This window comes from Sphingobium sp. B2 (assembly GCF_007693735.1).
GTDB lineage: Bacteria > Pseudomonadota > Alphaproteobacteria > Sphingomonadales > Sphingomonadaceae > Sphingobium > Sphingobium xenophagum.
The window spans coordinates 1,111,386-1,123,693 of record NZ_VDBZ01000001.1; the positions used below are offsets into that span (position 1 = coordinate 1,111,386).

Genomic DNA, 12,308 nt, shown 5'->3' on the forward strand with positions numbered 1-12,308 from the left:
ACCGTCATCCTCATACCAGCGCCTTGGCTTCGTCCGTCATGCTGCCCTTCACCTGGCTGGGGTCGAGCAGCATGTCGGTATGCGCCGCACCCGACGGGATCATCGGGAAACAGTTGGACAATTTGGCCACGCGGCAGTCGACGATCACCGGGCCGGGCGTGTCGATCATGGCGCGGATGCCGCTTTCCAGATCGTCCGGCCCTTCGATCCGAATGCCGGTCCAGCCATAGGCTTCGGCCAGCTTCACGAAATCGGGCAGGCTGTCGGAATAGCTGTTCGAATAGCGGCTTTGATAGGTCAGTTCCTGCCACTGGCGGACCATGCCCATATATTCATTGTTCAGGATGAAGATCTTGACCGGCAGGCGATACTGGCTGGCCGTTCCCATTTCCTGAATGTTCATCTGGATCGACGCATCGCCCGCGACGCAGATGACCAGGCTGTCGGGATTGCCCATCTGCGCGCCGATGGCGGCCGGGAAACCATAGCCCATCGTGCCAAGGCCCCCGGAGGTCAGCCATTTGTTGGGCGCATCGAAGCCGAAATGCTGCGCCGCCCACATCTGGTGCTGGCCGACTTCGGTGGTGATGATGACGTCCTTGCCGGTCGCGGTGCAGGCCGAGTACAGGTCGGCGATCGCGCGCTGGGGCATGATTTCGGCGCCGTCTTCGGCATAGCCAAGCGACTTTTTCGCACGCCAGCCGTCAATCTGCGCCCACCACGCCGACAGGTCGGCGGCCTCATGACCGCGCGCCTTCCACAGCGCCACCATGTCCGCCATCGCGCTGCCGACATCGGCGACGATGGCGACGTCGACATCGACGATCTTGTTGATGCTGCTGCGGTCGATGTCGATATGGACCTTGCGACTGTTGGGCGCGAAAGCGTCCAGACGGCCGGTAACCCGGTCGTCGAAACGCGCGCCGACGCAGATGATGAGGTCCGCCTTGTTCATCGCGAAATTGGCTTCGTAGGTGCCGTGCATGCCCAGCATGCCCAGCCATTGCGGGCCGGTCGCGGGATAGGCGCCCAGACCCATCAGCGTCGACGTGACGGGCGCGCCGGTCAGGGCTGCGAGTTCGCGCAACAGGGTGGATGCTTCCGGCCCGCTGTTGATGACGCCGCCGCCTGTATAGAAAACCGGCCGTTCCGCCGCGGCCAGCATCTCGACCGCAACGTCGATCCCGGCGGCGTCCGCCTTGGTCTGCGGATGATAGCTGGCATGGGCGACCGGCGCGGGACGCTTGTAGGGCGCGGTGGCGATCTGGACATTCTTTGGAATGTCGATGACGACGGGGCCGGGGCGGCCAGTCGTGGCGATATGAAACGCCTCATGAATGACGCCCGCCAGTTTGGCCGGGTCTTTCACCAGATAATTATGCTTGGTGCAGTGGCGCGTGATGCCGACCGTATCCGCTTCCTGAAAAGCGTCGGTACCGATCAGCTGGGTCGGAACCTGGCCGGTGATGACGACCATGGGGATCGAATCCATCAGCGCGTCGGTGATGCCGGTGACGGCATTGGTCGCGCCGGGGCCGGACGTGACCAGGACGACGCCGGGCTTGCCGGTCGACCGGGCATAGCCCTCCGCCATATGGGTCGCGCCCTGTTCGTGGCGGACCAGCACATGCTTGATCGTGGGATGATTGAAGAGTGCGTCGTAAATGGGCAGCACTGCGCCGCCCGGATAGCCGAACACGACTTCGACACCCAGATCCAGCAGGCATTCGACCAAAATGTCCGCGCCGCTCTTTTCGGCCACGATAGATTCCTTCGCATTGTTCAAGCCGGGCCCTTTGCGTCAAGCGACGCGAAATGGCAAGGTAGCCGCCACTATCTGACACAAAATGACGTGTCAAATACTATTGTTGTAATTTAATTGCCAATTCGCTGATAATTTTATCATCAATATGCCACCTTTCGCGCGGCCAGCCTGGCGGCGGCTGGTTCGAAAACCAGGTATATTGCCGCTTGGCATATTGCCGCGTCGCCAGCCGACCTTTTTCAATTGCTATGTCCAGCTCAGTGTCGCCTTTGATCCAGCCGCGGATTTCCGGCACGCCGATCGCCCGCATCACCGGCAGGTCGGGGTGCAGATTGCGCGCCAGCAGCGCCTCCACCTCCGCCACTGCGCCCTGTTCCATCATCTGCCCGAACCGCCGGTCGCACCGCTCCATCAGCCACTCTCGCGGCGGCAGCAGGATCATCGGAGTCAGGGTGATGGCGTCGCCGATGCCGCCGCTTTTATGCTGCTGCCAGGCTTTGAGCGGCTTGCCGGTCGATCGCACGACCTCCAGCGCCCGCGCCACCCGCGTTGTGTCGGCAGGGGCCAGCCGGGCGGCGGCTTCGGGATCTTCGACGCGCAATGCCGCGTGAGCGTCGGCGACAGGAAGCGCTCGCACCGTCGCGCGAATCTCCGGGTCGATCTCAGGCACCGGCGCGATGCCGTCCAGCAGCGTGCGGATATAAAGGCCGGTCCCGCCGACCAGCACAGGCAGGCGTCCGGCTTCATGGGCGGCAGCAATCTCTGCCTTGGCCTCCGCCGCCCAGCGCGGTGCGGTGCAGGCCTCCGCCCCGTCGATATGGCCGAACAGCTTGTGCGGCACGTCGCCCATTTCCTCTGGCGAAGGCCGGGCGGACAGGATCGCCAGATCGGCATAGACCTGGCTGGCGTCGGCATTGATGACGATGCCATTTGCGGCTTTGGCCAGCGCAATGGCAAGCGCGCTCTTGCCGCTGGCGGTCGGCCCGGCAATAAGCGCGACCCGTGGGCGGGATTCGCCCTGTTGTGGTTCAGGAGTGTGCATGTTCGTCGCGACCTTAGTGGCAAGCGCCTCGATGGGGCAGGGGGATATTGCGCAAGGGGCGGACAGACTCGCCCAGGCGGGATGCAGGCCGGGCGATATAATCTGGCTGGACGCGGGCAAAGCCGCCGACATCCTTTTCGCTGCCGATCCCGTCGGGGCGCGTGCCGCGCTTGCCGATCTGGGGCAGGGCATCGACGTGATCGTCCAACCCGCCGCCACCCGCGAAAAAAAGCTGATCATCGCCGACATGGATTCGACCATGATCACGGTCGAATGTATCGACGAACTGGCCGACTATGCCGGGATCAAGCCGCAGATCGCCGAGATCACCGAACGGGCGATGCGCGGCGAACTGGACTTTGCTGGCGCGCTGGACGAACGGGTCGCGCTGCTCAAAGGACTGGAGGACAGCGCCATCGACCGCTGCCGCGCCGAACGGGTGACAATCATGCCCGGCGCCAGGGCACTGGTTCGCACGATGAAGGCGCGGGGTGCCAAAGCCCTGCTGGTGTCGGGTGGCTTTACCCGCTTCACTGATCCGGTCGCGGCGGAAATCGGCTTCGATGCTGCTGTCGCCAATGTGCTGGAGATTGCCGACGGCGCGCTGCTCGGCACTGTCACGCGCCCGATCGTCGATGCCGCGCGCAAGCGGGCCGAACTGGAAGCCATGATCGCTGGCGGCATGGATCGCGCGCTGACGCTGGCTGTGGGCGATGGTGCCAATGATATTCCGATGATCGAAGGGGCGGGGCTGGGCGTCGCCTATCATGCCAAGCCCAAGACCCGCGCGGCGGCCGCAGCGGAAATCGTCCATGGCGACCTTTCCGTGCTGCTCTATGCGCAGGGCATCGCCTCGGCCGACTGGGTGCAGGACTGATTGTCGGCCATTTCGTCGCATTATCGTGGTTAAGCCACTGTTCGCCGTCATTTCGCTCCGGTAATGGATTATTTTGCGCGGTTCGCACGTTGCCCTCGCGTCGCACCTGCTGCGGCTAGAGGTCAATGCGGCGTCCGGCGATCCCCGCCATCGCGCCCAGGGAGAAGATATGAAAATCAACCATATGGCTTTGGCCGCCGCCGGGCTGTTCGCGCTGAGCGCCTGCGCCAAGAATGAACCGCCCGTCACCGCAGCGCCGCCCGTCGGGCCGGGCGCGATTGCCGGCACGGTTGCTGCTGATCGTGATGGCGACGGCTATGTCGATGGCTATTACACGTCGGACGGCATGTATCATGCCGTGCAGGGTCCGCCTTGCCCGCCGCCGCCGCCGCCGCCGCCGCCCCGTCGCGGTGAACGCGGCTGATCCGTAAGATGAACCGGGCGCGGCACCACCGCCGCGCCCGCGCCTTTCCCCTCGCTCTGTTGCTTGCGGCCTGCGCCGTCGCGCCGCCTGTGTCCGCGCGTGCGCAGCTCGCCGATGCGCCTGCGGACGCGGCCAAAGCCAGCGTCGCGAGCGAAATTCGCGCGGGCGTGAGCGGAAAGCTCAAGGATTTCTATGGCCCGCGTGGCTATTGGCCGCTCTGGGTGGAAAAGGACGCGATCGGGCCGCAGGCCGACGCATTGCTGGCGCTGATCGCCAGCGTCGATGTCGATGGCCTCGACCCGCGTGACTATGATCCGCGCGGCCTCCAGCGCCTGATCGAGGAAGCGGACGCCAGCCCCACGCCCAAGGCATTGGCCCGCGCCGATCTGGCGCTGTCAAAAGCCTTTGCCGCGCTGGTCGCAGACATGCGCCGTCCCGCACGCGCCATAGGCATGCGCTATTTGGACCCGGAAGTCGAACCGCGCGATCCCGATCCATCGGACCTGCTGCGTGCCGCTGCCGTGACCCCGTCGCTCACCGACTATATCCAGACCGCTGGCTGGATGAGTCCCTTCTATATGCGCCTGCGCACGGCCCGCGCCGATTACCGGGCGCGTTGGGGCGACCTGCCGGGCGTTACGGTGCCGGAAGGGGTGAAGCTGCGCCCCGGCGGCAATACGCCGGAAATCGCGCTGCTGCGCCATCGGCTCGGCCTGGCCCAGGGCACGGCCTATGACCGGGCACTGGCAGCGCGTGTGCGCGCGTTCCAGAGCGATCATGGGCTGGCCGCGGACGGCATAGCGGGCGGGCAGACGATCAGCGCGCTCAACCGGGGACCGGCTTATTATGACCGGCAGTTGGCGCTCAATATGGAGCGGGCCCGGCTGCTGCCCGGACCCTGGGTGCGGCATGTCGTGGTGGATGCCGCATCGGCGCGCCTCTGGTATTACAGCAAAGGCGCGCTCGACGGCACGATGAAGGTCGTGGCGGGCGCCAGGGAATCGCAGACGCCGATGATGGCGGGCATGATCCGCTACGCCACGCTCAACCCCTATTGGAACATCCCGCCCGATCTGGTGCAAAGCCGGGTCGCGCCAAAAATCCTGAAAGGCGCCTCGCTCAAGGCCATGCATTATGAGGCATTGGCCGACTGGAGCGCCAATCCCGCGCCTCTTGCCCAGAGCGCGGTCGACTGGGGTTCGGTCGCGGCGGGACGCAGCGAAGTGCGGGTGCGGCAATTGCCGGGCGGCGACAATGCCATGGGCCGGGTGAAATTCATGTTCCCCAACGACCTTGGCATCTACCTGCACGACACGCCCTCACGCGACCTGTTCGCCAAGCCTGCACGCCATTTCAGCAACGGCTGCGTCCGTCTGGAGGATGCGCAGCGCCTTGGCCGCTGGTTCTTCGGCAAGCAGCCCGTGGCGGACGGCAGCGCGCCGGAACAGCATCGGCCTTTGCCGCAGCCAGTGCCGGTATATCTCACCTATCTGACCGCCGTTCCCACGGCGCAGGGGGTGCAGTTTCTGCCGGATGTGTACGGGCGGGACGGGGATTAGGTGTCTGGTTGCGACACATCATTGGGACATGATAAGCAGCGCTATTGCGGATAACGCATGGCGCTTTGCTGCTCTTGTTGATGAGGTTTCGTAATGGTGCAGATACATCCCCAGGCTCGGACCACGCCTGCTGTAAGGGCAGAAATTGCCCGTTCGACCGAGCCTGCCAGTGTCGTGGCGAAACGCTATGGCATCAGCGATGAGACGGTCCGCAAATGGCGCAAGCGAGGAGAGCAGGCGGTCTTGGATCGCCCAAGTCGGCCTCATCGTCTGGCTTGGCGTATGGATGAGGAAGAACGCGCGATCATCTGCGCTGTACGCAGGGCGACAGGCTTTGCCCTGGATGACCTGACCTTCGTACTCCGGCACTTTCTGCCACACCTCAATCGCGACAGCATCTACAGGGTACTCAAGGCCGAAGGGCTCAATCGACGACCGCCCAAGCCCACGGAGCAGCCGCGTAAAGGACAGGGGCGCTTCCAAGACTATGACCTGGGCTTTGTCCATGTCGACGTCAAACATCTGCCCAAGCTGCGCACCGCGGACGGCGAGACCCGCAAACGATTCCTCTATGTCGCCATCGATCGCTGCTCACGCTTCGTCCATCTGGCCGTCTACGACGCTGAAAATGCCGCCAACGCTGTCGCCTTCCTCAAGGCCGCCAGAAAGGCTTTCCCCTTCTGCATCACCCATGTGCTGACAGACCGGGGATCCTGTTTTACCGCCGACGATTTCGAACGCGCCTGCGCGAAGGTCAAAATCATTCACCGCACAACACGACCCTATACGCCGCAAACCAATGGCATGGTCGAACGCTTTAACGGCCGCATCGCGAGCGAGGTGCTTGGCATCAATGTTGCTGGCCACGCCGATCTCGAAATCCTGCTGACCGGCTTTAATCGCGCCTACAATCGACGACGACAGCGTGTCCTACAGGGCGGTTCGCCTAGCCAAAAGGTCGATGAACGCATCCAACGCAAGCCTGCTCTCGCCAACCCCCTTTACAAGCCAGCGGCGCAGGACGACCTTATGGCTAAAGTTGACGACGTATTATATTATGCCAATGATGTGTCGCAACCAGACAATTAGGGGCGCATCAAATGCGGGGCTATCATATATGACTCCGCCCCCGCCATCATCGTCATGCTGAACTTGTTTCAGCATCCATTTCTCGTCTCCAGCGGCGGCTTTTGGGGCACGATGGATCCTGAAATAAATTCAGGATGACGTTGAGGATGGAGCATTCGCTGGCCTAAAGACCCGCGACCAGCCCGTCGATCGCGCCCTGCAAGATGTAACTCGCCGCCAGCTTGTCGACCAGCACCTCGCGCCGGGCACGGCTGGCGTCGGCTTCGAGCAGGGTGCGGGTGACGGCCTGGGTCGACCAGCGTTCGTCCCACAACAGGATGGGCAGGCCCAGATCGGTCAGATTTTGCGCAAAGGCCCGGCTGGACTGGCTGCGCGGGCTGCCTGTGCCGTCCAGGTTGAGCGGCAGGCCGATGACGATGCCCTTGACCTGCTGCTGCGCGATGAAGGCGGCGATCGCGATCTTGTCCTTGGTGAACTTGCCGCGATTGATCGTGTGCGCCGGGCTGGCGATCGACCAGCGATCGTCGCACAGCGCCAGTCCGATCGTCTTGGTGCCGACATCCATGCCGATCAGTCGCCCGCCTTCGGGCAGGCATTCGCGAAAGGCGACGCGATCCGTGGTCAGCAGGCTCATGACTTCAGGAATGCGGCCAGCCGCTGCCGGGCGTCGTTGCGGACATTCGCCCAGAACAGGCTGTAATCATACACATGGTAGTTGTTGCCGGGCAGGGTGAAGGGGCCCATGTCCACCGGTTCGCCGATCATCAGCACGCCGCTGGTGTCGCAGCGGGCGGGCACGATGCCTGACAGGAGGCGCGGCGGCTTGCCTGCGTCGCGGCTGTCGAGCGTGCCGCGATTGGCGCTGGCGGGCGCTGCGCCGTTGAACGCGCCGGTGATGGGGTTGGTGCAGAGCATGTGGGTGCCCTTGCGCGGCTTGCCGGTATAGCCGGTTTTCTTGCCGAATGTTTCGATCACTGCTGACGGATCGGCCGGTTCGGCATAGCTTTGCCAACTGACGATGCAATGCGCCTGCGCAGCCCGCGCGCAGGCAGGCAGGCCGAGTGCGGGCAGGTCTGCCTCGACCGAAATCGGCCAGCCCACGGCATAGACCGCGGCGATCCGCTTCTCGACCGGCTTGCCCGCGACTTGTTCGCGCAGCAATTGCAGCAGGTGGCGCGACCCCTGGCTATGCCCGGCCAATATCAGCGGCCCGGCAGGATTGGCTTTCAGGAAAGCGGCGAACGCCTGGGCCACGTCGCGATAGGCGACAGCGAGCGCCTTGTCCCCCTCCGGCCCGTCGGTCAGAAAGGCGCCATAATTGGCCTGCCGATAGCGCGGCGCCCAGATATTGCCAGCCGCGTTGAACGCGCTGGCCTGTCCGCCGACGAAGCGGCGTGCGGTGCTGGCCGCTTCCTTGTCGTCCAGCCGGGCGTTCCAGTGGGCGTCGCCGAACGTGGTGATATAGCTGGTGGGATGGATGAAAAACACCGCCGCCTTTTCCGGGACGGGCGCGTCCTTAATCCCCTGCGGCGTCCACAGTGCCGGGTTGTCCTTGACGATGTCGGGCCGGGCGATCCACATCGCCTGCTTGTCATAGGCGTCGGCGGGCAGGGGCGGCAATTGGGCGAACGCCTCTCGCGGGATCATGACCGCGCGGATCAACTGCATCCCCCAGACGCGATAGACCAGCAGTGCAGCGATCACCAGCACCACAAGGCCAGCGATGACATAGAGGAATTTGCGCGCCACGACTGCTCTCCGATGTCGGGCGGACCCTGGCCCGCCCTTCTTCCCGCCTGTCTGGCGCAAGCGCTGCGCCTGCGCAAGATGAACCATGGTCGACAGGTCGCCCCTTGAAGCAGGTTGAACCGAGTGCTAGCGGCGAAGCCATGTCGATAGACCTTCAAACCGTAAAAAAGATCGCCAGCCTTTCGCGCATTTCGGTGACTGACGCCGAAGCGCAAGCGATGGTGCCCGAACTCAACAACATCCTTGGCTGGGTGGAGCAATTGGGCGAGGTGGACGTCACCGGCATAGAGCCGATGACCGCCGTCATTCCCAATGTTCAGCGCCTGCGTGAAGATGTCGTGACCGACGGCAATGTCCGCGAACTTGTGCTGGCCAATGCCCCCCAGGCCGAACATGGCTTTTTTGCCGTTCCCAAGGTGATCGAGTGACCAATCTGACTGACCTGACCGTAGCCGAAATCCGCGACGGGTTTCGCGCTGGCGATTTTTCTGCGCGCGAAGTGGCCGAAGGGTTCAACGCCAATGTCGCGGCGGCCAAGGCGCTCAACGCCTTCATCGTCGAGACGCCGGAGAAGGCGCTGGAAGCCGCCGATGCGGCCGACAAGGCGAAGGCTGCTGGTGAAACGCCGGGCGCGCTGGCCGGTGTGCCGATCGGCATGAAGGATCTGTTCTGCACCAAAGGCGTGCAGACCACCGCGGCGTCGCACATGCTGGAAGGGTTCGTACCGACCTATGAATCCACCGTGTCGGGCAAGCTGTGGGCGGCGGGTGCGGGGATGCTGGGCAAGCTGAACCTGGATCAGTTCGCCATGGGATCGTCCAACGAAACCAGCTATTTCGGCAATGTCATCTCCCCATGGAAGCGTGGCGGTGGCGACAATGCCGCGCTGGCTCCCGGTGGCTCTTCGGGCGGTTCCTCCTCGGCCATTTCCGCGCGGCTGTGCCCGGCGGCGACCGGCACCGATACCGGCGGCTCGATCCGCCAGCCTGCCGCCTTCACCGGCATTTCAGGGATCAAGCCGACCTATGGCCGCTGCTCGCGCTGGGGCATCGTGGCCTTTGCATCCTCGCTCGATCAGGCCGGGCCGATGGCGCGGACGGTTCGCGACAATGCGATCCTGCTGGAAGTCATGTCGGGCTTCGACCCCAAGGATTCGACCAGCCTCGACCTGCCGGTGCCGCAGTGGGAAGCCAATCTGTCGAGCGACCTGAAGGGCAAGACGGTCGGCATCCCGAAGGAATATCGTCCCGATGGCTTGAACGCCGAAATCTCCGCCATGTGGGATCGCGGCATCGAATGGCTGAAGGACGCAGGCGCCAATGTGGTGGAGGTATCGCTGCCGCACACCCAATATGCGCTGCCGACCTATTATATCATCGCGCCTGCCGAAGCGTCGTCCAACCTCGCCCGCTATGACGGCGTGCGCTATGGCCAGCGCGACCTGCCCGATGGCGCAGGCTTGCAGGACATGTATGCCGCGACCCGCGCCGCCGGTTTCGGGCCGGAGGTCAAGCGCCGCATCATGATCGGCACCTATGTGCTGTCTGCGGGCTTCTACGACGCTTATTATACCCAGGCGCAGAAGGTCCGGGCACTGATCGCGCGCGACTTCGAACTGGCATTTGAAAAATGCGACCTGCTGCTGACGCCGACCGCGCCCAGTTCCTCCTTCGCGCTGGGCGAGAAGCAGGCTGATCCGCTGGCGATGTATCTGAATGACGTCTTCACCGTGCCGGCCTCGCTGGCCGGGCTGCCGGCGATGGCGGTGCCGGGTGGGCTGGATGCGGCAGGGCTGCCGATCGGATTGCAGGTGATCGGCAAGGCGCTGGACGAGCAGACCGTGCTGAACGCCAGCCTCGCCATCGAGGAACGGGCCGGCTTCACCGCGCGGCCGGACAAGTGGTGGTAATATGGCTGAACAGGTAAATAGCGCTATTGAGAGCGATGCTGATGCGAACGAACTCCGTTTGTTCGTTTCAGAAACCTTGAACGCCGTCATGGCTGGTGTAAGCGACGTCAGAACATCCGCGGCTATTGTTTCGCCAAAGGGCAACGGGCGTTACATGTTTAAGGCTCCGACTGAGATTGAGTTTGATATTGCCGTCACAGCAAAACGATCAGCTCAGGTGGGAGGTAAGCTGAAACTACAGGTATTTTCCGTGGGTGTCAGCGGGGGAGGTGAGGGCCATTCTGAAACCTCGACCGTTAGCCGTGTTAGGTTCTCTGTGCCGCGGGCTTACGTAGAAAACGGGCGTGACGAATAATGAGTACATACACAATCCAGGGGGCAACCGGCGAGTGGGAGGTCGTGATCGGCCTGGAAGTCCATGCGCAGGTCACGTCGAACGCGAAGCTGTTTTCCGGCGCCGCGACGGCCTTCGGGGCAGAGCCGAACACGCAGGTCAGCCTGGTCGACGCGGCGATGCCCGGCATGCTGCCCGTCCCCAACCGTGAGTGCATCCGTCAGGCGGTTCGCACCGGCATGGCGATCGAGGCGCAGATCAACAAATGGTCGCGCTTCGACCGGAAGAATTATTTTTATGCCGATCTGCCGCAGGGCTATCAGATCAGCCAGCTCTACCACCCGATCGTGGGTGAGGGGCAGATCGAGATCGTGCTGGACGAGAAGAACCCGGACAGCAGCACCAAGGTGATCGGCGTCGAGCGTATCCATGTCGAGCAGGATGCGGGCAAGCTGATGCATGACCAGCATCCCACCAGTTCCTATGTCGACCTCAACCGGTCGGGCGTGGCGCTGATGGAGATCGTGTCGAAGCCCGACATGCGCTCGCCCGCCGAAGCCGGGGCTTATCTGTCCAAGCTGCGGACGATCCTGCGCTATGTCGGGTCGTGCGACGGCAATATGGACCAGGGGTCGATGCGCGCGGACGTGAACGTGTCGGTTCGCAAGCCCGGCGAAGAATTCGGCACCCGCACCGAAACGAAGAATGTCAATTCGGTCCGCTTCGTCATGGCCGTGGTCGAGCATGAGGCCAACCGGCAGGTCGATGTGCTGGAAGCCGGCGGCAAGATCGTGCAGGAAACCCGGCTCTACGATCCCGATCGCAACGAAACGCGGTCGATGCGGTCGAAGGAAGACGCGCACGACTATCGCTATTTCCCCGATCCCGACCTGTTGCCGCTGGTGCTGGACGATGCGTTTCTGGACGAATGCCGCGCCTCGCTGCCCGAACTGCCCGACGTCAAGCGCAAGCGCTATGAGCAGGCGCTGGGCCTGTCCGCCTATAATGCCGCGACCCTGACCGCCGACGCCGACACGGCGCGCTGGTTCGAGACGCTGGTGGCCGAAGCCGCGCGCATCCAGGGCAAAAGCGAGAGCGATGTCGCGAAAGCATCGGCCAACTGGCTATTGTCGGAACTTTATGGCGCACTCAATCGGCTGGGCAAGACGCTGGAGACCAGCCCGGTCGGCCCGACCGATGGCGCGGAACTGCTGGCACTGGTCGCCGACGGCACGATCAGCGGCACGATCGCCAAGCAGGTGTTCGAGATCATGCTGGAAACCGGCGATAAGCCCGGCAAGATCGTCGAGGAAAAGGGCCTGAAGCAGACGTCCGACACTGGCGCGATCGAGGCGGCAGTGGCCACGGTGCTGGCGAACAACGCCGACAAGGTCGAACAATATCGCGGCGGCAAGGAAGCGCTGTTCGGCTTCTTCGTGGGTCAGACCATGAAAGCCATGCAGGGCAAAGCCAACCCGCAGGTCGTGAACGAACTGGTGAAGAAGGCATTGGCCGGGTAAGCGGAAAATTCATCCTCCGGCTGGCGAGGATGGGGCAAAA

General features: G+C 63.6%; 12 protein-coding genes. 8 read left to right on the forward strand and 4 right to left on the reverse strand.

Going from position 1 to position 12,308, the window contains the following annotated elements; genetic code table 11:
• Positions 1-10: 10 nt before the first annotated feature.
• Both FE851_RS05500 and miaA read right to left on the reverse strand, forming a co-directional pair.
• A complete protein-coding gene (locus FE851_RS05500; protein WP_130752778.1) occupies positions 11-1,762 on the reverse strand; it encodes an acetolactate synthase 3 large subunit in 1,752 nt (583 codons plus the stop codon).
• Between the two features lie 100 nt (positions 1,763-1,862).
• Complete coding sequence (gene miaA, locus FE851_RS05505) at positions 1,863-2,807, reverse strand: tRNA (adenosine(37)-N6)-dimethylallyltransferase MiaA (RefSeq protein WP_145200541.1); 945 nt, start codon at positions 2,805-2,807, stop codon at positions 1,863-1,865.
• Here miaA and serB point away from each other — a divergent pair.
• The 4 genes from serB (at position 2,806) to FE851_RS05525 (ending at position 6,756) form a co-directional block, all read left to right on the forward strand.
• Positions 2,806-3,684 (forward strand): phosphoserine phosphatase SerB, encoded by an 879-nt coding sequence (gene serB, locus FE851_RS05510; RefSeq protein WP_145200544.1) that lies wholly within the window; start codon positions 2,806-2,808, stop codon positions 3,682-3,684. The genes miaA and serB overlap by 2 nt on opposite strands.
• A 169-nt stretch (positions 3,685-3,853) precedes the next feature.
• Positions 3,854-4,108, forward strand: coding sequence for a hypothetical protein (locus FE851_RS05515; protein ID WP_107125151.1), 255 nt, complete (start codon positions 3,854-3,856; stop codon positions 4,106-4,108).
• Between the two features lie 8 nt (positions 4,109-4,116).
• Positions 4,117-5,667: a murein L,D-transpeptidase gene (locus FE851_RS05520; RefSeq protein ID WP_186378760.1), complete on the forward strand. Its 1,551-nt coding sequence runs from the start codon at positions 4,117-4,119 to the stop codon at positions 5,665-5,667.
• Between the two features lie 93 nt (positions 5,668-5,760).
• On the forward strand, positions 5,761-6,756 hold the full coding sequence (locus tag FE851_RS05525) for an IS481 family transposase (protein ID WP_145200547.1): 996 nt from the start codon (positions 5,761-5,763) through the stop codon (positions 6,754-6,756).
• Positions 6,757-6,919: 163 nt separating this feature from the next.
• Here FE851_RS05525 and ruvX read toward each other — a convergent pair whose 3' ends face one another.
• Positions 6,920-7,390 (reverse strand): Holliday junction resolvase RuvX, encoded by a 471-nt coding sequence (gene ruvX / locus FE851_RS05530; protein WP_017184652.1) that lies wholly within the window; start codon positions 7,388-7,390, stop codon positions 6,920-6,922.
• Entirely contained in the window at positions 7,387-8,505 is a 1,119-nt protein-coding gene (locus FE851_RS05535) for a DUF3089 domain-containing protein (protein WP_130752660.1), read from the reverse strand. Before FE851_RS05535 ends, ruvX begins: the two co-directional genes overlap by 4 nt.
• 140 nt (positions 8,506-8,645) lie before the next feature.
• On the opposite strand from FE851_RS05535, the gene gatC reads away from it, so the two are divergent.
• The 4 genes from gatC to gatB are packed head-to-tail and all read left to right on the forward strand — an operon-like array spanning position 8,646 to position 12,268.
• The gene (gene gatC, locus FE851_RS05540) at positions 8,646-8,933 is read left to right on the forward strand and encodes an Asp-tRNA(Asn)/Glu-tRNA(Gln) amidotransferase subunit GatC (protein ID WP_017184650.1); all 288 of its coding nucleotides are present in this window, start codon (positions 8,646-8,648) and stop codon (positions 8,931-8,933) included.
• On the forward strand, positions 8,930-10,414 hold the full coding sequence (gene gatA / locus FE851_RS05545; RefSeq protein ID WP_145200550.1) for an Asp-tRNA(Asn)/Glu-tRNA(Gln) amidotransferase subunit GatA: 1,485 nt from the start codon (positions 8,930-8,932) through the stop codon (positions 10,412-10,414). The genes gatC and gatA overlap by 4 nt, the downstream gene beginning before the upstream one ends.
• Position 10,415: 1 nt before the next feature.
• Entirely contained in the window at positions 10,416-10,769 is a 354-nt protein-coding gene (locus tag FE851_RS05550) for a trypco2 family protein (protein WP_145200553.1), read from the forward strand.
• The gene (gene gatB, locus FE851_RS05555; RefSeq protein ID WP_145200556.1) at positions 10,769-12,268 is read left to right on the forward strand and encodes an Asp-tRNA(Asn)/Glu-tRNA(Gln) amidotransferase subunit GatB; all 1,500 of its coding nucleotides are present in this window, start codon (positions 10,769-10,771) and stop codon (positions 12,266-12,268) included. The genes FE851_RS05550 and gatB overlap by 1 nt, the downstream gene beginning before the upstream one ends.
• Positions 12,269-12,308 lie beyond the last annotated feature (40 nt).